Raw genomic sequence first — 19,814 nt, forward strand, 5'->3', positions numbered from 1 at the left:
AAACGGAAGGGTTATGGTACACAGCAAGGTTCAGGCAGTTACCGAGCGGATTATCCGGCGCAGCGAGGAGACCCGCGCGCAGTATCTGGCGCAGATCGATCGGGCCCACTTCGAGGGGCGCGCGAGCAGCCGCCTTTCCTGCGGTAACCTGGCGCATGCCATCGCCGCCTCGCCGCAGGAGGACAAGAATCTGATCGCCGCCGGGCGCGGCCCCAACCTGGCGATAGTGACCGCCTACAACGATATGTTGTCGGCGCACCAGCCCTACGGCGCCTACCCGCAGCTGTTGAAGGAGGCCGCCGCGCGCAACGGCGCCACCGCGCAGGTGGCCGGCGGTGTTCCGGCTATGTGCGACGGCGTCACCCAGGGGCGCGCCGGCATGGAGCTGAGCCTCTTCTCCCGCGACGTGATCGCGATGTCCACCGCCATCGCCCTGTCCCACGATGTGTTTGAGGGCGCCATGTACCTCGGCATCTGCGACAAGATAGTGCCCGGCCTGGTGATAGGCGCGCTGGCCTTCGGCCACCTGCCGGCGGTGTTCGTGCCCGCCGGCCCCATGCCCACCGGCCTCTCCAATGCGGAGAAGGTGCGCGTGCGGCAGCTGTACGCCGAGGGCAAGGTGGGCCGCAAGGAGCTGCTGGAAGCGGAGTGTGCCTCCTACCACAGCCCCGGCACCTGTACCTTCTACGGCACCGCCAACTCGAATCAGATGCTGGTGGAAATCATGGGGCTGCAGCTGCCGGGCAGCTCCTTCGTCAACCCCGGTACCGAGCTGCGCGACGCGCTGAACGAAGCCGCGGTAAAACAGCTGGTGCAGATCACAGAGCCGAGCCAGCACACGCCGATCGCGAAAATTCTGACCGAGAAAGCCTTCGTCAACGGTATCGTCGGCCTGCTCGCCACCGGGGGTTCAACCAACCACACGCTGCACCTGGTGGCCATGGCGCGCGCCGCCGGCATCCAGCTTACCTGGCAGGATATGGCGGACCTTTCCGAGGTGGTGCCGCTGCTTTGCCACGTGTACCCGAACGGCACCGCCGACATCAACCACTTCGCCGCCGCCGGCGGTATGCAGTTTCTGATCCGCGAACTGCTCGGCGCCGGCCTGCTGCACGGAGACGTGCACACGGTGCTCGGCGACTCCGGCCTCAAGCCCTACTGCTTCGATCCCTTCCTGAACGAGGACAAGAGCGGTGTGGTCTGGCGCCCGACACCCGAACAGAGCGGTGACACCGATGTGATTCGCCCGGTGAGCGACCCCTTCTCCCATCACGGCGGCCTGCAGCTGCTCGAGGGCAATCTGGGCCGCAGTGTGATCAAGGTTTCCGCACTCAAGCCCGAGCACCTGAAGGTCAAGGCGCCGGCGCTGGTATTGAACAGCCAGGACGAACTGCTGGAGCGCTTCAAGGCCGGCGAACTGGAAAGGGACTTTATCGCGGTCGTGCGTTTCCAGGGGCCGCGCGCTAACGGTATGCCGGAACTGCACAAGCTGACGCCGACCCTGGGCGTGCTCCAGGACCGCGGTTTCAAGGTGGCGCTGATTACCGACGGACGCATGTCCGGGGCTTCCGGCAAGGTGCCGGCGGCCATCCATATGTCGCCGGAAGCCGTCGAGGGCGGGCCCATCGCCAAGCTTCGCGACGGCGACCTGATCGAGCTGGATGCCGAGGCGGGCATTCTGCGCGTCTGTGTGGACGACGAGGAGCTGGCGGCGCGCGAAGCGGCGCAGTGCGATCTTTCCGAAAGTGCCCGCGGTATGGGCCGCGAATTGTTCGCCAATATGCGCGCGCTGGCCAGCGGCGCCGAGAGCGGTGCCAGCATCCTCTACTGATGCATTGCGGCGCGCCCTGCGCGCCAGAACCTGGAAAAACATTCGAGCAAATTTATGGCAAATCCTTTCGACATGGTGTTGTTTGGCGGTGGCGGTGACCTGGCTCTGCGCAAGCTGATTCCGGCGCTCTATCGCGCACACAGGGAGGGCAGCCTGGCCGAGGGCTGTCGTATTCTGCCGGTGTGTCGCCGCCAGGAGGACGCGGATAAATATCTGGAAACCGCCCAGAACGCGCTGAAGACACACCTGCGCGACGGCGAATACAGCGATTCGGTTTGGGCGGAGTTCAGCCTGCTGCTGCGCGCCGTGGCGCTGGATATCGCCGAACCCAACGAGCAGTGGGACCAACTGGCGGACGTCCTCGGCGCGGAAGCCGAGCGGGTGCGTATTTTCTATTTGGCGATTCCACCGGCGGTGTTCGGCCCCTGTTGCGAAAACCTGTCGCTAAAAGGATTGATCCACGATCAGTCCCGGGTCGTGGTGGAAAAACCCCTGGGCTACAACGCCCAGACCTCCGACGAGATCAACGGCAAGATAGCGACCTACTTCCCCGAACAGAATATCTTCCGCATCGATCACTACCTGGGTAAGGAAACCGTCCAGAACCTGCTCGCGCTGCGTTTCAGCAATGTGCTGTTCGAGCACCTGTGGGACGCCAGCACGATAGACCATATCCAGATCAGCATTTCCGAAACCGTCGGCCTCGAGGGCAGGGCGGGCTTTTACGACGAGACGGGCGCGCTGCGCGACATGGTGCAAAACCACCTGTTGCAGCTGCTGTGCCTGATTGCGATGGAATCCCCGAACCGCATGTCGGCGAAAAATATCCGCACGGAAAAAATCAAGGTGCTGGAGGCGCTGCGCCCGCTGGTGGGGCAGGCGGTGGATGACAACATCGTCCGCGGCCAGTATGTGGCCGGTGGCCTCGGTGACCAGCTGGTGCCCGGTTACCTGGAGGAGCTGGGCGCGGCTGCCAGCAGCACCGAGACCTTCGTCGCGATTCGCGCACATATCGACAACTGGCGCTGGGCCGGCGTGCCCTTCTATCTGCGCACCGGCAAGCGCATGGAGAAGCGCTGCGCGGAGATAGTGGTCCAGTACAAGAAGGTTTCCCACCGCGTCTACGACGAATCCGCCGGCGAAGTCATCCCCAACCGCCTAGTGATCCGCCTGCAGCCGGAAGAGAGCATCAAGCTGGTGCTGATGGCGAAGAAGATGGACAGCCTGACCATGGAGCTGCAGCCGGCGGAGCTGAATCTGACGCTGTCCGACACCTACGACAGCTTCAGGAGCGATGCCTACAAGCGCCTGATGCTGGATGCGGCCGCCAACAACTCCGCGCTGTTTATCCACCGCGACGAAGTGGCCGCGGCCTGGGCCTGGGTGGATCCGATCATCGAGCGCTGGCGCGAGACCAACAACCAGCCGCACCTGTACCGCGCCGGCAGCTGGGGCCCGCAGGCCGCCAACGAACTGCTGGCCCGCGACGGGCGCCACTGGTTCAACGCCCAGTAAAAAGGAACGAGAGCGCAATGGTAGAAGAAAAGTTTTATCCCGATCGCGCGCGCCTGGTACAGGCCCTGGCCCACGACTGCGCCTGCGAACTGCAGAGGGGGATCAAGGAGCGCGGCCAGGCGAGCTTCCTGGTCTCCGGCGGCAGCACACCGGAGCCGGTGTATCGCGAACTCTCGAAGCGGCCGCTGCCCTGGGCGCAGATTACCGTCGCCCTGGTGGACGAGCGCTGGGTGGACAGGGGCGAGAGCGGCAGCAACCAGGCCTTCATCGAGAAGAGCCTGCTGCAGCACTGCGCCGCCGAGGCGCCGTTGCTGGGGATGAAGACCCCGCACGCCACCGCCGCCGAGGGTGAGGCCGACTGCGAGCGCACCTACGGCGAGCTGCCGAAGCCCTTCGATGTCTGCGTACTCGGCATGGGCAGCGACGGCCACACCGCCTCGCTGTTCCCCCACGCCGAGGGCCTGCAGGCGGCGCTGGATCCGAACTCGCAAAAACTGTGCAGCGCCATCAGCGCGCGGCAGAGCGAAGTCACTGGCGCCCACACCGAGCGCATGACCCTGACCCTGGCGGCCATCCTGCAGGCGAGAGATATCAAGCTGCTGATCACCGGCGAAGAAAAACTGAAGGTCTACCGCGAGGCTCTGCTTGGCAGCGACGAGCTGGAAATGCCGGTGCGCAGCATCCTCAAGCAGGGGCTGAAGCCGGTGACCGTCTACTGGGCGCCGTAACCCGGGCGCGCGGAGCCGCGGCTCCGGCTCCGCAGAGGCCCGCCCTAGGAGCCTGCACACAGGCGAACAACTGGAATTTGAAGATGCAAAAAAATCTCCCCGCAGTACTGGAACAGGCCGGCGTCGTACCGGTATTGGTCATTGAGAAGCTCGAAGATGCGCTGCCGCTGGCCGAGGCACTGGTGGAGGGCGGCCTGAACGTGCTTGAGGTCACCCTGCGCACTGAGGTGGCGCTCGCTGCCGTCGAGCAGATTGCGAAGCACCTGCCGGATGCCCACGTGGGCACCGGTACCGTACTGAACGCCGACGACCTGCGCCGCTCGGTGGATGCCGGCGCGAGCTTTATGGTGAGCCCGGGTTCGACCGAGCAGCTGCTGGACGCCGCGGAGCAAACCGAGGTGCCGCTGCTGCCCGGTGCCACCGATCCGTCGCAGGTGATGCGCCTGTTGGAGCGCGGTTACCGCTACCAGAAATTTTTCCCGGCCCAGGCCGCCGGCGGCGTGCCGATGCTGAAATCCATCGGCGGTCCGCTGCCGCAGGTCAGGTTTTGCCCCACCGGCGGCATAGGCCCCGGCAACGCGGCGGACTATCTGGCGCTGCCGAACGTGGTCTGCGTAGGGGGTTCCTGGATGGCCGCGGCGAATTTGGTGCGGGAAAAAAACTGGGCGGAGATCACCCGCCTGTCGAGAGAGGCATCCGCTCTGAAATAGCTTGGGACTCTGCGGCGATGGCCGGGCGGCCAAGTCGAAAGGGAATGACCAGATTCAAATAACGAGGGTATAGCGATATGAAAATCAGAATTGCCATCAACGGCTATGGCAGGATCGGACGCAACGTCACCCGCGCAATTTACGAGTCCGGCTACCGCGATCGCGTACAGCTGGTTGCGATCAACGACCTGGCACCGGTGGAGTCCAATGCGCACCTGACCCGCTTCGACACCATTCACGGGCGCTTCAACACCGAAGTGCAGGTGGAGGGCGATTCGCTGCTGATTGGCGGTGATCGCGTGCAGGTCTGCCAGGAGCGGGATCCGGCCCAACTGCCGTGGAAACAGCTGGAGGTGGACCTGGTGCTCGAGTGCACCGGCCGCTTTACCGACAAGGCCTCCGCCTCCGCACATATCGCCGCCGGCGCCAAGGCGGTGCTGATCTCGGCACCGTCCAAGGATGCCGACCTGACCGTGGTATACGGCGTAAACGACAACAAACTGACCGCCGATCACAAGGTGGTGTCCAACGCCTCTTGTACCACCAACTGCCTGGCGCCGGTGGCCCAGGCGCTGCACCGCGAGCTGGGCATAGAGCGCGGCTTTATGACCACGGTGCACGCCTACACCAACGACCAGAACACCCAGGACGCCGTGCACGCGGATATCTACCGCGCCCGCGCCGCCGCCGACAATATGATCCCGACCAAGACCGGCGCCGCTGCGGCCGTGGGCCTGGTGCTGCCGGAACTGAAAGGCCTGCTGGACGGTATGGCCGTGCGTGTCCCGGTAAACAATGTGTCCCTGGTGGACTGCCAGTTTATCGCCAGCCGCGAGACCAGTGCCGAAGAGGTCAACCGCATCATGCAGGCGGCCGCCGAAGCCAGTGGCGGAGTCTTGACCTACTGCGACCAGCCGCTGGTGTCCGCGGACTTCAACCACACCACGGCTTCCAGCCACTTCGACGCCAACCACACCCGCGTCAACGGCAATCTGGTCAAGGTGATGGCCTGGTACGACAACGAGTGGGGCTTCTCCCACCGCATGCTTGACACCAGCCTGGCCATGGCGGAAGCGCTGCAGCTCAGTGAGCAAACCGCCGAAACCGCTTAAGCTATCATCCGGCCGCCCCCTCCCGCGTGGATGGGGCGGCAACAGGACAGTCCCTCCCGCAACTTTTCGCACAGAATAATTCCCGACAGGACCCTATGATTCGCCACACAAAAATCGTCGCCACCCTCGGCCCCGGCACCGACAAACCCCGCGTTATCGAGGACATGATCCGCGCCGGCGTCAATATAGTGCGCCTGAACTTCTCCCACGGCTCCGCCGAGGACCACCGCCGCCGGGTAGAGGAGGTGCGCCGCGCCGCGGACGCGCAGAACAGGATGGTCGCGGTGCTGGGGGACCTGCAGGGCCCCAAGATCCGCATAGCCCGCTTCGCCGAGGGCAGCATCTGGCTGGAAAACAACAGCGAGTTTGCCCTGGACCTGGACTGCCCGCCGGACGGCGGCGACCAGCACCGGGTCAACGTGGACTACCCGAGCCTGATCAACGACTGCAAGGCAGGCAACATACTGCTGCTGGATGACGGCAAGATCCGCCTCGAAGTGACCGGCACCACACCGAGCAAGCTCTACTGTCGTGTGTTGCAGGGTGGCAAGCTGTCCAACAACAAGGGCATCAACCTGCTCGGCGGCGGTCTCTCCGCGCCGGCGCTGACGGAAAAGGACTACCGCGACATCAAACTGGCCGCGGAGCTGGAAGTGGACTTTCTCGCGGTCAGCTTCCCGCGCTCGGACTCCGACCTGGAAACCGCGCGCCGCGCCATGCAGGAAGCCGGCAGCCAGGCGGCCATCGTCGCCAAGGTGGAGCGCGCCGAGGCCGTCGCCAGCGACGAACAGATGGACAGCCTGATTCTCGCATCGGACGCAATCATGGTCGCCCGCGGTGACCTGGGTGTGGAGATAGGCGATGCGGCACTGATCGGCGTGCAGAAGAAACTGATCAACCGCGCCAATGCGCTCAACCGCGGCGTGATCACCGCGACCCAGATGATGGAGTCGATGATCACCTGTCCCACGCCTACCCGCGCCGAGGTGATGGACGTAGCCAACGCCGTGCTCGACGGCACCGACGCGGTGATGCTGTCCGCGGAGACCGCCGCCGGCGACTACCCGGTGGCCGCGGTGGAATCCATGAGCGAGGTGATCATTGGTGCCGAGCAGTACCTGGGCAGCGTGCCGCGCCCGGCGGCCAGCCAGAGCGCGTCCGACCGCATCGACACGGTGATCGCCCAGGCGGCTATCGACGTGGCCGCGCGGGTCGAAAACCTGTGCGCCGTGGCGGCACTGACCGAGTCCGGCCGCACGCCGCGCATCATGTCCCGCGCCACCACGCGGCTGCCGATCTACGCCCTGACCCGCCACCCGCGCGTCGCGCGTCAACTGGTGCTGCTGCGCGGCGTGGAGCCGGTGGCCTTCGACCCGGCTTCGGTGCCCCTCGGCCACCTGACCGAGTCGATCATCGAAGTGTTGAGCTCACGCCTGGACCTGAAAAAGGGCCAGCGCATCCTGATCACCCAGGGCGAGCGATTGAACGTCGGCGGCCACACCAGCTCGATGCGCATCAAAGAAATCGAGTGATTTTTAGCCGATTGGTTCGCTCCCGGCGCAGTGCCAGGGAGTGAACCAAAGTTCTAAATCTATCCCTCCGCTGCTAAGCCCTCCCCATTTCGATCGTTTTTCCTCCCGCCGTGCCGCGCCAACACGCCCTCTCGCTGTCATTCGTGACTATTTCTCGCGCGGAAACCGAAAGTCGGCTGATTTCGTAACTTATTGTTTATTAAGGTTTTTTCGGTTTTCCGAAAAAGCGCGCGGGGCTCGTCGCGCCGAGTCGCGCTTATGTCGGGGTAAATTGCCCTCCGAGCAGTAGCTTTTTGTTTTTTTTCTGTGTATTGTCGACGGTGAGAATGACAGCGCTATCATAAAAACAAATGACAGCGCTATCATTTGGCGGTACAAGGTGAAAAAAAATTTCTAACCAAACCTTTATATCAATAAAAAAGGAAGGGGAAATCGATGCTCAAGCGCAACAAACTCGCACTCTCCATCAGTGCGGCCGTCCTGACCGGTGGCCTGGTGGCTCCACTGGCGGTTGCCCAGTCCGGCGAGGCTCTCGAAGAGGTCACCGTTACCGGGATTCGCGGTGCTCTCAATAAAGCTATCGATGTGAAGCGCGATGCCAACGCGGTCGTTGATGCAATCTCCGCCGAGGACATCGGCAAATTCCCGGATAAAAACATCGCTGAATCTCTGCAGCGTGTGTCCGGCGTATCCATCAACCGCGGCTTTACCGGTGAGGGTAACGAGGTTTCCATCCGCGGTACCAACCCCGAGCTGACCCAGGTATTGCTGAACGGCCAGTTCGTGGCCTCTACCGGCTGGTTCTCCCAGCAGGCCAACAAGCGCAGCTTCAATATGGATCTGATGCCGTCAGAGATGGTTTCCAGTGTTGAAGTTTACAAGTCTCCGGTCGCCTCCCTGGATGAGGGCGGTGTCGGTGGTACTGTAGTGGTGAACACCCGCAAGCCGCTCGATCTGGATCCGCTGACTGTATACGCCTCTTCCGAGATGATGACCAACAGCATCGATGACGAAGAAACCGGCCTGGGTATCAGCGGTCTGGCCAGCTGGAAAAACGACAGCGAAACCTTTGGTATTCTGGCTGCGATTTCCAGCGTTGAAACTATCGGTCGCGCCCACAAGGGTGAAAACTACTGGGAAGAGGGTTGGGCCGGTGCCGGTATCGCCGAGTTCAATCAGGACCGCGTGCGCGAGGCCTTCGATATTACCGCTCAGTTCCGTCCGAACGATAGCCTGGAGTTCGGCGCGCACTATTTCACTACTGAGATCGATGCGGAAAATACCAACCAGAACTTCCTGGTTATTCCGAATCCCGACTCGGAAATCACTGCGGCTTCCGGTTCTCGCACAACTCCGGGTGGATACCCGACAATAGGCACCGCTACTGATAACTTCTGGCTGGTTCAGGACACCAATAGCCGCAACGCGGTTATGGATTCCGAGGTTGTCGACTTCACCGCTGACTATACGGGTGACGGCTTTACCGTACATGGCGCCCTGGGCATGACTGAGGCCAACGGTGGTAACGGCGGTAACTACAACGGTGGTTGGGGGATCAACGCCCTCGCGGCCAATGGTGTTACCATCGACTACAACCTGGATGGTACCAGCGGCATGATGATTGCCCCGGAAGGCGTTGATCCGACGGATCCCAGCTGGCAGAAGTTTGTTTGGGGGGGCGTCACTGAACTGGATTTGACTGATGAAGAGACCTACGGCCAGGTGGATCTCGACTTCGACGTGGAGTGGGGTGCTATCAACAGCTTTAAAACCGGTTTGAAGCTACGTCAGCATTCTTTTTCCACTTCTCTCTACTCTCGCGATGCAGATCTGTCGGGTATTGATAGTCTGGCCGACTTCGCGGACGGCGCCGTCGAACACTCTGGTGAAGGTCTGTTCGGCTCTTTCACCTCTTTCGCCCGCCTGGACGCAGATGCGTATAAATCCTACGTCGATGCGAACTCCTCGGCGACGCATAACGGTCTGAATTTCTTTGATGGTTTCGATCGCGCCGCATGGGGTGAAGTGGAAGAAGACATTACCGCTCTGTACGTCCAGGCCGACTTCGAAGGTGAAGGCTATCGCGGTAACGTCGGTATGCGCTATGTCGGCACCGACGTGACAGGCACCCGCTACGCTTTCCATCCCGAGACGCGGACGATTGACGGCGAAGAAGTTACCGTGGCTGTCTACGACGACTTCAAGGAGTCTCTGAGCTCCGACTACTCCGACTGGCTGCCGAGTCTGAACCTGGCGATCGACCTGTCTGAAGACCTGATTATGCGTATGTCCGCGGCACGTGTAATGAGTCGTCCCGGCTACTCACAGTTGACCCCTGTAGTCAGCATCAGCAGTATCGTCACTCAGCAGGCCAACTCCGGTAACATCGCCATCGATCCCTTCCGCGCAACCCAGACCGATATCGGCCTGGAGTGGTACTTTGCGGAGGAGGCTCTGGCATCCGCGGCCATCTTCTCCAAGGATATCCAGTCCTTTATTGTGCAGTCCACCATGCCGATGGAAATCAACGGCAGCACCTGGCAGGTGGGCGTGCCGACGCAAGGTCGCGGCGGTAAACTGCAGGGTGTCGAGCTGCAGTACCAGCAGAACTTCGGTGACTTCGGTGTCGTTGCGAACTACACCTATGTAGACGGCCAAGGTGAAGATGCCAACGGCAACTCCATCGATCTGCCGGGTACTTCCAAGAACTCGTACAACCTGACCGGTTACTACGAGAACGACCTGATCTCCGCGCGCCTGGCCTATACCTACCGGGATGAGTTCCTGGCGGAAGGTCTGGGTATCGGTGGCAGCAGTGTGTTTGCCGACCAGGCATTCCTGGATGGCTCTCTGACCTGGCACGCCCTGGAGAATCTCGATATCAGCCTGGAAGGTGTGAACCTGCTCGGTGAGGTGACCCGCGAGCTGCACGGTGACGGCCTGGGAACCATGCGGGTATCCAACGACAACGGTACCCGCTATTTCCTGAAAGCCAGCTACCGCCTGTAATAGCTGGCAAGGACCGGGATGGCGATAGCCATCCCTATGCTGAATGGAAAAGGAAGGCACAGTGCCTTCCTTTTTCATTCGGGCCGTCCCTGGTCCTCACCCTGCGGGCAGCCTTCGGCTGTGCAAAACGGCGGTCTTGCCGTTTTGTCTTTATCAGCTTGTTTGAAATGCTGAAAACCGCGAAAATCCTTCGGGAATAACGATAAATAAAGCCGTCAGAGGTGCAGGTTGGACCCAAGGCAAGATCAAACCAGTTCTAAAATCAGATCGATCGTCATTCTCGGTGGGGGTACCGCCGGCTGGATCACCGCCGCCAAACTCGCCAGACAGCTCAATCTCAAGGAGCAGTCTCAATCCCGGGAGCGTAAATATCGGATCACACTGGTGGAATCTCCGGATATTCCCATTATCGGCGTGGGGGAGGGCACCTGGCCCACCATGCGCAAGACTCTGTCCGAGCTGAGCATTGACGAGGCCGATTTTATCCGCGAGTGTGGTGCAACCTTCAAGCAGGGAACCCGTTTCGTCAACTGGAAGCACGGCGCCGAAAAAGGCGCTGGAAACCATTACTACCACCTGTTCAGCTCCATCTACGACCCGGCGGATTTCAACCTTGCGCCCTATTGGCTTGCCGGTGCAGCGGGGGAGCTTAGCTATGCTGCCGCGGTAAGCGCTCAGGGGCGCGTGTGCGAATTGGGGCTGGCGCCTAAGCTGGTTACTACACGCCAGTACGACGGCATCATGAGTTATGCATACCACCTGGATGCCGGCAAGTTTTCCAAATTCCTTGCCCGTCACGCGGTGGAAACCCTCGGTGTAGCCCATCGGAGCGCGAATCTACAAAGAGTGGTTATGGCCGAGTCCGGTGATATTGCTGCCCTTGAGCTGGACGACGGCAAGCGGCTGGAAGGCGACCTGTTCGTGGATTGCAGCGGCTTCAGAAGCCTGTTGCTGGGCCGGGAGTTGGGGGTAAATTTCAACAGTGTCAGCGATGTGTTGCTGACGGACTCCGCCATTGCCATTCAGATGCCTTATGCCAGCGAGAATGCACCGATTCCGTGCCTGACATCTTCGACGGCGCAAGAGGCGGGTTGGATCTGGGATATCTCCCTGCAGAACCGTCGCGGCACCGGCCATGTCTACTCTTCCGCCCATATGAGTCAGGACGAGGCGGAGGCTGCCTTGAGGCGCTATCTGGGCCCGGGTGCGGAAACGCTGGACGCCCGCTTCCTCAAGATGAATATCGGCTACCGCGAGCGATTCTGGCACCGCAACTGTGTCGCGATCGGCCTTTCCGCCGCCTTTGTGGAACCTCTCGAGGCATCGGCTATTTTCCTTGTAGAAGCCGCGGCCAATATGCTCGCGGAAATGCTGCCGGATGACCGCGCATCCATGAGCTATGTGCGCGATGCCTTCAATGAGTCTTTTCTTTTCCGCTGGCAGAAGACCATCGATTTCATCAAGATGCACTATGTCCTCTCCGAACGCGAGGGAGCCTTCTGGCGAGACAACCGTTTGCCGGAAACCATTCCGCAGTCCCTGGCAGAGCAGCTGGCATATTGGAAATCCCACCCGGTGAGCAAGTACCAGTTTGCCAGCGCATACGAGCCGTTTCCCCAGGAAAGTTATCAATATGTGCTCTACGGGATGCAGGGGAATAAATTTGCCGAGGCCTTCCGCGCACGTCTGCCGAGAATGGAAGAGGCCAAGACGCGCTTCTCTCAGGTAAACAAGATTACTGAGTCTGTGGTGAAAGAACTGATCCCCCACCGTGAATTGATAAATAAGGTGATACGTTACGGTATCCCAAAAGTATAAATAGCAAGAATCTACATCAGGAGTTGCACAGATGACGCAGATCAAAGCATTGAGTAAAGAGGCTCACGGGAAGCTCAAAGTTCAGCAGGACCCGACTTTTTCTCATGTCGAGTCCAACCACATACTGCCGCTGATTTTGCACGAGATGGTTCAGGCGAGCCGCAGCTACCCGATCCTGTTTGTGAAGGATCAGAGCACCGGCCAGTTCAAAGCTGTGGCCCTGGTAGGTCTTCGCCCTGGTGAAAATCTCTTTTCTGGAAAGGCGGGGTGGGATGGCAACTATGTACCGCTGCAGGTGCGTACTTATCCTTTCGTGTTAGCCAGAAACCCCAACAATGAAGATGAAGCGGTTCTGTGTATCGATGAAAGCTCCGAAATGGTTGGTGAATCCAATGGCGAGGCGCTGTTCACCGATGAGGGTGAGCAGACAGAGTACCTGAAGAATCGCACCCAAACAGTCGTAGATGTGGCCCAGCGGGTCCCGCTTACCGACCAGTTCATCGAACAGCTGGTGTCGATGGAGCTGCTGGTGCAGAAGAAGCTCACTCTGCGTATCGCCGAGGAAGATAGACCCTATGACCTGACAGGTTTCTACGTCATCGACGAAGAGAAGTTCAATCAGCTTTCTGACGACGATTTTCTGGAACTGCGCAAGAAAGGTGTCCTGCCGGCTATTTATGCCGCCATGATGTCTTCAGTACAGGTGCAGAGCCTGATTCGCAGGAAGCAGGCGAACTGATCGAAGGTGCGAGTGGGCCATGATTTCACGAATCGATGAGGTGCTGATTGTCGGGGGCGGTACTGCGGGTTGGCTGACCGCAGGGATTCTGGCCGCCCGCCTGAACTCCCGGGATGAGGGTGCCGTAAAGATCACCCTGGTCGAATCTCCGAATGTCCCCATTATGGGGGTCGGGGAGGGCACCTGGCCCACGATGCGAAACACCCTGCGTACCATCGGTGTGGATGAAGGTGTGTTTATGCGCGAGTGCGGAGCTACCTTCAAGCAGGGGTCCGAATTTGTAAACTGGCTGGATGATCCCGCGGTGTCTGGAAGGCATAGTTACTACCACCCGCTGAGCGCTGTTTTCCATTCAGCGTACGAATTCAACCTGTTGCCCTACTGGCTGCTGGGTGAAGCGGATGGGTTGCCATACGATGAGGCTACTGCGAGCCAGGTATTTGCCTGTCAGCAAGGCTTGGCACCAAAGAAAATTACGACCCCGGCCTACGAGGCTATCCAGAATTACTCCTATCATCTGGACGCACACAGGTTTGCCGACTTCCTCGCTCGGCACTGTACCGAACAACTCGGTGTCCGCCACATCAAGGCCAATGTGACCGAAGTGCTGGTGGGAGATGACGGCTTTATCCGCTCGGTAAATACTGATAATGCAGAGTGTTCGCAATTGCCGGCGGACTTTTTTGTGGACTGCTCCGGATCCCGTGCATTGCTGCTGGGCGGGGCCCTCGGCGTGCCCTGGAAGAGCGTGCGCGATCAGGTTTTCAACGATACCGCCATGGCGATGCAGGTGCCCTACGAAACCGAAGACGCCCCAATTGCTACTCACACCATTGCCACCGCGCACAAGAAAGGGTGGACTTGGGATATCGGTCTACATGAGCGACGTGGCGTGGGATTCGTATACAGCAGTGATCATTGCAATGACGACGAAGCGGAGGAAACGCTGCGAAGCTACGTTGGGCCGGTGGCCGATTCACTGGAGGCGAGAAAAATTCGCTTCGATCTCGGTTATCGGGACCAGTTCTGGAAGAACAACTGCGTGGCCATGGGTATGTCTGCGGCCTTTATTGAACCGCTCGAGGCCTCGGCCATTTTCCTGATCGAGGCCGGCGCCAATATGTTGGCGGAACAGTTTCCGCGACGCCGCGAGGCGATACCGCTGGTGGCGAAGAAATATAACAGCACCTTTGCCTTGCGCTGGAACAAAACGGTGGATTTCATCAAGCTGCACTACTGCATCTCCCGCCGTCGCGACAGCGACTACTGGATCGATAATTGTGACATGCGCACTGTGCCGGAAACACTTAAGGAGCGCCTGGAACACTGGCGCTACCACCCGCCCGGAAAGTATGATTTCGACTACGCTTATGAGCCTTTTGTGCTCGACAGCTATCTGTTCGTTCTCTACGGCATGCAGTTCGGCACTGATATTGAATACAACCGCAGCGCCTACCCTGATGTCAGTGAGGCCAGAAAGCGCTTTGCCGATATTCAGAAGTTGAACGACGTTCTGAAAAACGAATTGCCTACTCAGCGTGAGTTGGTGGAGAAAGTGTACAAGTTCGGGTTTCCACGGATTTGACGGATGGCGGCTGTTCCCTATGGGCGGCTTGTGGGGTGGGCTCGCTGCCGGAGGGGGCGGTCGCTCAGGGGCGCTCGGGATAGGAGCGGTCGCCGGGACTTGTGGTCGACGCATCATTCTGTGAAAATGCAGGTTGTTTTTTGCACATAATAATTGGTTTATAAGAGCTGTAGTCTATGAGTAATAACCAGCCCCCCAAAATCGTCCCCCTGCGCAGTGACGTCCACGGAAAACTGAAGATCCGCGAACTCGGCTCCTTCGAGCACGTCAAGAACGCCCATATGGTACCCGTGACTGCCCACGAGTTCTCCCGCCTGGGTGCCGAATATCCGATCGTTTTTGTCAAGAATTCCGAGACCGGTCAGTTCCAGTCCGTGGCCCTGCTGGGCCTCAAGGTCGGCGAGAACCTGTTCGTCGACGGCGACAAGTGGAAGGGGGTCTTTGTGCCGGGCAGTATCCGCAACCACCCGTTTGTGCTGGCGCCGGCCGGTAAGGATAGCGATCAGCTGATGGTCGGTCTGATCGAAAACAGCCCGCTGGTCAGTGAGGAGGAGGGCAATGCGCTGTTCTCCGACTCCGGCGAGGAGACGGACTACCTGAAGGCCAAGAAGGAGACCTTGGTGAGCTTCCTCGAGAGCGATCAGATGACCAAGGCTTTCGTCAATGTCCTGGCGGAAAAGGAGCTGCTGACCTCTCAGACGGTGACAGTCAACGCCGGTGAGGAGAAGATCAACCTGAGCGGCCTGTACATTGTCGACGAGAAGAAGCTGGGCGAGCTGAGCGAAGAGGAGTTCGCCGACTTCCGCAAGCGGGGCTTCCTGCCGCCGCTGTACGCGCAGTTGGGTTCCCTGCATCAGTTCTCCAAGCTGGCAAAGATGCAGGCCGGCGCCTGAGTCCGGTTTGAGTCTGCGCGCCGCAGTCGCTGACTGCGGCGCGCCCGCCTGAAGCGCTCCGCTTTCGGCAAAGCTCGCAACTCTCATCTCATGCACCGCCTGTCCCGTTTCCAGCATCGATTTACGCGCAACCCTCTGTGGGTGTGGCTGCTTTTTCTGACTGCATTTTATTGCGCCTGGCTGATTCTGGTGGCGGGTTTCGGCTATTGGGATATGGCCCGCGAAAACTGGCCCATGGCCCTCGCCATGGCCATCGGTAGCTATGCCGCCGGTTCCACGCCCATGGGCGGCGGCACCGTGGGCTTCCCGGTCCTCGTGCTGCTCTTCGATACCCCGGCCAGCCTCGGTCGCGACTTCAGTTTCGCGGTGCAGTCCATCGGCATGGTCAGCGCCAGTGTCTTTATCCTCTGTCGCCGGCAGCCGCTGGCCTGGTCGATGCTGCGCGGCGCTATGCTGGGGGCTCTGGTCGGGACGCCGCTCGGGATTCTGTTTGTCGCGCCGCTGGTCCCCGAGCTCTGGGTGAAGTTGGCGTTCGCGGTGATTTGGGGCAGTTTCGGCGTTCTGCACCTGTACCGCCTCGGCGAGATCACCTCCCACAGCGAAAGTGCGGGGCAGTGCCCGCTGCGGGACTTTCGCGTCGGCCTGCTGCTCGGGGTGCTGGCGGCTGCCTTTGCGGCGGCGGTGACCGGTGTCGGAATCGATATGGTGATCTACGCGGCGCTGGTGCTTTTGTGTCGGGTGGACCTGAAGGTTGCGATTCCGACCTCGGTGGTGATTATGGCCTTCACTTCGCTGGTCGGGGTTGTGGTCAAGAGTCTGGCCGGCGACTGGCAGCCGCAGGTGTTCGGCAACTGGCTGGCGGCGGCGCCGGTGGTGGCCCTGGGGGCGCCGCTGGGTGTGTTTATTGTCGGCCTGATAGGGCGGCGGCCGACGCTGCTGGTCGTGGCCGTACTGTGCGTGGTGCAGTTTGTCTGGACCTGTGTGGCTGAGCGGCAGGCGCTGGGTTCTGCGGGCTTGCTGGCGGCCCTGATCGCCGTGGGTGTCTGTCTGCTGGGCTTCGAGCGTTTGCGGCGCCTGGGACTGCGTATGGCCGCCGGCAAGGCGGCGGATCGGGAGCTGCCCGGAGGGCGTGCGGAGCTGTCTGGCACGGCCTAGTGCCTGGTTCTGTCGCGGCCCGGGTCTTGTCTGGGTTAGGGGGAAATGGCTGGGGCGGTAGGATTCGAACCTACGCATGACGGGATCAAAACCCGCTGCCTTACCGCTTGGCTACGCCCCAGTAGGACTGCGAATCGAAGATTCGCGAGTTGAAAATGGTAGCAAGGGGGAGACTTGAACTCCCGACCTCAGCATTATGAGTGCTGCGCTCTAACCGGCTGAGCTACCTTGCCACTTTTGTTCCCGATAATTACTGCCCTTGGGGCCTTACCGAGGGCGCGCATTATCGGGCGCTGGGGCGGGGCTGTCAACCCCTGTTTTCGTTGTCTTTTCAGTAAGTTAGCGATTTTCTTCGCACTCGTGCCGGCGGCGGCGGAAGCGCCCTCCGCCGCCGTTAGCGGCCTTTGCCGATAGCGGCGAACAGCGAGCCGCAGACCACTCCTGCAGCCCCCAGCCAACTGATCCAGTTGAGGGGCTCCACTTCAATATAGCCGGGCCAGAGGGCGCCTATCAGCGCGCTCAGCGCCAGGGTCATCAGCGGCACCAGGGCCAGGGTGGCGCTGACGCGGGAGGCCTCCCAGTTGGCCAGGGCCTTGCTGAAAGCGCCGTAGGCGATCAGGGTGTTGGCGGTCAGAAAGATCAGCAGCGCCCAGTCGAGCCAGTCCAGTCCGATCACGCTGAGCGGATCCGCTTTCGGCAGGAAGCACAGGGTGCCGGCGATATAGATCAGTACCAGCAGATCCTGGGACGAGGCGCGGCTCAGGAGTTTTTTCTGGAAAAATCCGTACAGGGCCCAGCCGACCGCGGCGACGACGATAAAGCCGAGACCCAGCAGGTAGTCGCCGCCTTCGCCGCTCGCCAGTTCGGGCAGCCGCTGGTTGAAAAAGAGCGGCAGGCCGGCGACGACCATGGCCACGCCCAGCCACTGGCGCGGGGAGAAGTGTTCGCCGAGCCACAGCACACTGGCGGTCAGCAGCATCAGGGGCGCCAGTTGGATCACTATCTGCGCCGCTCCGGCGGTGATATAGCCGAGGCCGGTGGCGTAGGTCAGGTAATTGGTCAGCAGACCGGCCACGGCCAGCAGCGTGAAGGGCAGCAGGGCGCGGTCGAACAGCTGGCGCAGGTTCAGGCGCCGCGTCCAGCCGTAATAGCCACCCGCCAGCACCGCGGCGCCGACGAAGCGGTACCAGGTGGCTGTGGTCGCGGTGATGCTGTCCAGCAGCCCCTTGAGGGCGATGGGCAGCAGGGCCCACATAAAGGCGGTGACGAGGGCCAGGGGGAGGCCGATTTTCCAGTTGGATTGGGTCATCGATGGGGCGCGAAAATAGAGGTGACGGTCAGGGCGGGCTGCCCGGGATTGATCGCAGCCATGGGCCGCTCCTACAAGTTTTTTTGAATCGGTGTAGGAGCGGCCCATGGCCGCGATCTGAATCAGACGTTAAAGCGGAAGTGGATCACGTCGCCGTCGGCGACGATATAGTCCTTGCCCTCCAGGCGCCACTTGCCCGCCTCCTTGGCGCCGGCCTCGCCCTTGTGGGCGACGAAGTCGGCGTAGCTGACCACCTCGGCGCGGATAAAGCCCTTCTCGAAGTCGGTGTGGATCTTGCCTGCGGCCTGCGGCGCCGTGGCGCCGACAGGGATGGTCCAGGCGCGCACTTCCTTGACGCCGGCGGTGAAGTAGGTGTGCAGGCCCAGCAGCTGGTAGCCGGCGCGGATGACTCTATTGAGGCCCGGCTCCTCCATGCCCAGCTCTTCGAGGAACTCCTGTTTCTCGTCGTCGTCCAGTTCGGCGATCTCCGCCTCCAGCTTGTTGCAGATGGGCACCAGCACCGCATTCTCCTCGGCGGCGATGGCGGCCACCGCGTCCAGGTGCGGGTTGTTCTCGAAACCGTCCTCGTCTACGTTGGCGATATACATGGTCGGCTTGATGGTCAGCAGGCTCAGCTCGCGCAGATCGGCCAGCTCGTCGTCGGACAGGCCGAAGGAGCGCAGCGGCTTGGCCTCGTCCAGGTGCGGCAGGATTTTCTCCAGCAGCGCCTTCATCTTGATGGCGTGCTTGTCCTGGCCCTTGGCGGCGCGGCTGTAGCGCTGCAGCGCCTTCTCCACCGTGTCCAGGTCGGCCAGTGCCAGTTCAGTATTGATCACCTCAATATCCGCCACCGGGTGCACCTGGTTGGCTACGTGGATGACGTTGTCGTCCTCGAAGCAGCGCACCACATGGGCGATGGCGTCCGTCTCGCGAATATTGGCCAGGAACTTGTTGCCCAGGCCCTCGCCCTTGGAGGCGCCGGCGACCAGGCCGGCGATATCGGTGAACTCCATGGTGGTGGGGATCACCTTCTGCGGTTTGACGATTTCCGCCAGCTTGTCGAGGCGCGGGTCCGGCACCGGTACCACACCGGCGTTTGGCTCGATGGTGCAGAAGGGGAAGTTCTCGGCGTCGATGCCCGCCTTGGTCAGGGCGTTGAACAGCGTGGATTTGCCCACGTTGGGCAGGCCGACGATACCGCAAGTAAAACCCATGGTCTGAATCCTGTTGAATGGATGGGGAAGGCCGCCGCGCGGTTACGCCATCCTACGATTTGCTGTTGGTGTGCAGTGTTTTCATGGCCGCGCCCCAGTCGCCGGATACGGCAGTGGGCATCACATCGACGGCGCGGTCGATGGCGTCGGCCAGTTGTTCCTGTTCCGCTCTGGGAGCGCGCTGCAGTACATAGTTGACCACCTCGCGGGCGCTGCCCGGGTGGCCTATGCCGAGGCGCAGGCGCATAAAGTCGCGATTGTTGCCCAGCGCGGAGATGATGTCCCGCAGCCCGTTGTGGCCGCCGTGGCCGCCGCCGGCTTTCAGGCGCGCGGTGCCCGGGGGCAGGTCCAGCTCGTCGTGAGCGACCAGTATGGCTTGGGCGGGAATCTTGAAGAAGTTTGCCAGCGGGCCGACGGACTGGCCGCTGCGATTCATATAGGTGGTCGGAATCAGCAGGCGCACTTCCTGGCCGCCGATCCGTACGCGGCCGCTGAGGCCGCGGTACTTGCTGTCCGGCGCGAGCTGGGCGCCGTAGTGGCGCGCCAACTCGGCGACAAAGTCGGCACCGGCGTTGTGGCGTGTCCGGTCGTATTCGGGGCCGGGGTTGCCCAGGCCCACGATCAACTGGATTGGCGTGTCCGGTGCCTTGGTCAAGGTGTTGAC

15 protein-coding genes and 2 tRNA genes are annotated in these 19,814 nt (G+C 61.2%); 12 read left to right on the forward strand and 5 right to left on the reverse strand.

The window, feature by feature from the left end:
• Positions 1–13: 13 nt before the first annotated feature.
• The 12 genes from edd to ACXAF3_RS15965 all read left to right on the forward strand — a co-directional run bounded on the left by edd (position 14) and on the right by ACXAF3_RS15965 (position 16,627).
• Positions 14–1,831, forward strand: coding sequence for a phosphogluconate dehydratase (gene edd / locus ACXAF3_RS15910; RefSeq protein ID WP_475113285.1), 1,818 nt, complete (start codon positions 14–16; stop codon positions 1,829–1,831).
• 54 nt (positions 1,832–1,885) lie between these two features.
• The gene (zwf, locus tag ACXAF3_RS15915) at positions 1,886–3,346 is read left to right on the forward strand and encodes a glucose-6-phosphate dehydrogenase (RefSeq protein ID WP_475113286.1); all 1,461 of its coding nucleotides are present in this window, start codon (positions 1,886–1,888) and stop codon (positions 3,344–3,346) included.
• Between the two features lie 17 nt (positions 3,347–3,363).
• On the forward strand, positions 3,364–4,074 hold the full coding sequence (gene pgl, locus ACXAF3_RS15920) for a 6-phosphogluconolactonase (RefSeq protein ID WP_475113287.1): 711 nt from the start codon (positions 3,364–3,366) through the stop codon (positions 4,072–4,074).
• A gap of 83 nt (positions 4,075–4,157) precedes the next feature.
• Positions 4,158–4,784: a bifunctional 4-hydroxy-2-oxoglutarate aldolase/2-dehydro-3-deoxy-phosphogluconate aldolase gene (locus ACXAF3_RS15925; RefSeq protein ID WP_475113288.1), complete on the forward strand. Its 627-nt coding sequence runs from the start codon at positions 4,158–4,160 to the stop codon at positions 4,782–4,784.
• 77 nt (positions 4,785–4,861) lie between these two features.
• Positions 4,862–5,896 carry a type I glyceraldehyde-3-phosphate dehydrogenase gene (gap, locus tag ACXAF3_RS15930; RefSeq protein WP_475113289.1) on the forward strand — a complete coding sequence of 345 codons (1,035 nt, stop codon included), beginning with the start codon at positions 4,862–4,864 and terminating at the stop codon, positions 5,894–5,896.
• Positions 5,897–5,991: 95 nt separating this feature from the next.
• Complete coding sequence (pyk, locus tag ACXAF3_RS15935; protein ID WP_475113290.1) at positions 5,992–7,428, forward strand: pyruvate kinase; 1,437 nt, start codon at positions 5,992–5,994, stop codon at positions 7,426–7,428.
• A gap of 435 nt (positions 7,429–7,863) precedes the next feature.
• A complete protein-coding gene (locus ACXAF3_RS15940) occupies positions 7,864–10,437 on the forward strand; it encodes a TonB-dependent receptor (protein WP_475113291.1) in 2,574 nt (857 codons plus the stop codon).
• Between the two features lie 228 nt (positions 10,438–10,665).
• The gene (locus tag ACXAF3_RS15945) at positions 10,666–12,255 is read left to right on the forward strand and encodes a tryptophan halogenase family protein (protein WP_475113292.1); all 1,590 of its coding nucleotides are present in this window, start codon (positions 10,666–10,668) and stop codon (positions 12,253–12,255) included.
• Positions 12,256–12,286: 31 nt separating this feature from the next.
• Positions 12,287–12,994 carry a SapC family protein gene (locus ACXAF3_RS15950; RefSeq protein ID WP_475113293.1) on the forward strand — a complete coding sequence of 236 codons (708 nt, stop codon included), beginning with the start codon at positions 12,287–12,289 and terminating at the stop codon, positions 12,992–12,994.
• A 19-nt stretch (positions 12,995–13,013) separates the two neighbouring features.
• A complete protein-coding gene (locus tag ACXAF3_RS15955) occupies positions 13,014–14,579 on the forward strand; it encodes a tryptophan halogenase family protein (protein WP_475113294.1) in 1,566 nt (521 codons plus the stop codon).
• 176 nt (positions 14,580–14,755) lie between these two features.
• A complete protein-coding gene (locus ACXAF3_RS15960) occupies positions 14,756–15,472 on the forward strand; it encodes a SapC family protein (protein WP_475113295.1) in 717 nt (238 codons plus the stop codon).
• 213 nt (positions 15,473–15,685) lie between these two features.
• A complete protein-coding gene (locus ACXAF3_RS15965) occupies positions 15,686–16,627 on the forward strand; it encodes a sulfite exporter TauE/SafE family protein (protein WP_475113296.1) in 942 nt (313 codons plus the stop codon).
• A gap of 46 nt (positions 16,628–16,673) precedes the next feature.
• On the opposite strand, the gene ACXAF3_RS15970 is transcribed toward ACXAF3_RS15965, so the two are convergent.
• From ACXAF3_RS15970 to pth, 5 genes are all read right to left on the reverse strand, one after another.
• Positions 16,674–16,748, reverse strand: a tRNA-Gln gene (locus ACXAF3_RS15970).
• Between the two features lie 35 nt (positions 16,749–16,783).
• Positions 16,784–16,860, reverse strand: a tRNA-Met gene (locus ACXAF3_RS15975).
• Between the two features lie 161 nt (positions 16,861–17,021).
• The gene (locus ACXAF3_RS15980) at positions 17,022–17,936 is read right to left on the reverse strand and encodes a DMT family transporter (RefSeq protein WP_475113297.1); all 915 of its coding nucleotides are present in this window, start codon (positions 17,934–17,936) and stop codon (positions 17,022–17,024) included.
• A 122-nt stretch (positions 17,937–18,058) separates the two neighbouring features.
• Complete coding sequence (gene ychF, locus ACXAF3_RS15985) at positions 18,059–19,150, reverse strand: redox-regulated ATPase YchF (RefSeq protein WP_475113298.1); 1,092 nt, start codon at positions 19,148–19,150, stop codon at positions 18,059–18,061.
• Positions 19,151–19,202: 52 nt separating this feature from the next.
• Positions 19,203–19,805, reverse strand: a complete 603-nt coding sequence (gene pth, locus ACXAF3_RS15990; RefSeq protein ID WP_475113299.1) for an aminoacyl-tRNA hydrolase — start codon at positions 19,803–19,805, stop codon at positions 19,203–19,205.
• Positions 19,806–19,814: the final 9 nt, after the last annotated feature.

The organism is Microbulbifer sp. ABF4_143 (assembly GCF_056160225.1).

Excerpts from the sequence above, each read along its gene's own strand:
- ACXAF3_RS15980 (WP_475113297.1), bottom strand. The coding sequence starts at position 17,936 with ATGACCCAATCCAACTGGAAAATCGGCCTCCCCCTGGCCCTCGTCACC.
- ACXAF3_RS15925 (WP_475113288.1), top strand. The coding sequence starts at position 4,158 with ATGCAAAAAAATCTCCCCGCAGTACTGGAACAGGCCGGCGTCGTACCG.
- ACXAF3_RS15950 (WP_475113293.1), top strand. The coding sequence starts at position 12,287 with ATGACGCAGATCAAAGCATTGAGTAAAGAGGCTCACGGGAAGCTCAAA.
- gap (WP_475113289.1), top strand. The coding sequence starts at position 4,862 with ATGAAAATCAGAATTGCCATCAACGGCTATGGCAGGATCGGACGCAAC.
- pgl (WP_475113287.1), top strand. The coding sequence starts at position 3,364 with ATGGTAGAAGAAAAGTTTTATCCCGATCGCGCGCGCCTGGTACAGGCC.
- zwf (WP_475113286.1), top strand. The coding sequence starts at position 1,886 with ATGGCAAATCCTTTCGACATGGTGTTGTTTGGCGGTGGCGGTGACCTG.
- ACXAF3_RS15965 (WP_475113296.1), top strand. The coding sequence starts at position 15,686 with ATGGCCCGCGAAAACTGGCCCATGGCCCTCGCCATGGCCATCGGTAGC.
- ACXAF3_RS15955 (WP_475113294.1), top strand. The coding sequence starts at position 13,014 with ATGATTTCACGAATCGATGAGGTGCTGATTGTCGGGGGCGGTACTGCG.
- edd (WP_475113285.1), top strand. The coding sequence starts at position 14 with ATGGTACACAGCAAGGTTCAGGCAGTTACCGAGCGGATTATCCGGCGC.
- ychF (WP_475113298.1), bottom strand. The coding sequence starts at position 19,150 with ATGGGTTTTACTTGCGGTATCGTCGGCCTGCCCAACGTGGGCAAATCC.
- ACXAF3_RS15960 (WP_475113295.1), top strand. The coding sequence starts at position 14,756 with ATGAGTAATAACCAGCCCCCCAAAATCGTCCCCCTGCGCAGTGACGTC.
- ACXAF3_RS15940 (WP_475113291.1), top strand. The coding sequence starts at position 7,864 with ATGCTCAAGCGCAACAAACTCGCACTCTCCATCAGTGCGGCCGTCCTG.
- pyk (WP_475113290.1), top strand. The coding sequence starts at position 5,992 with ATGATTCGCCACACAAAAATCGTCGCCACCCTCGGCCCCGGCACCGAC.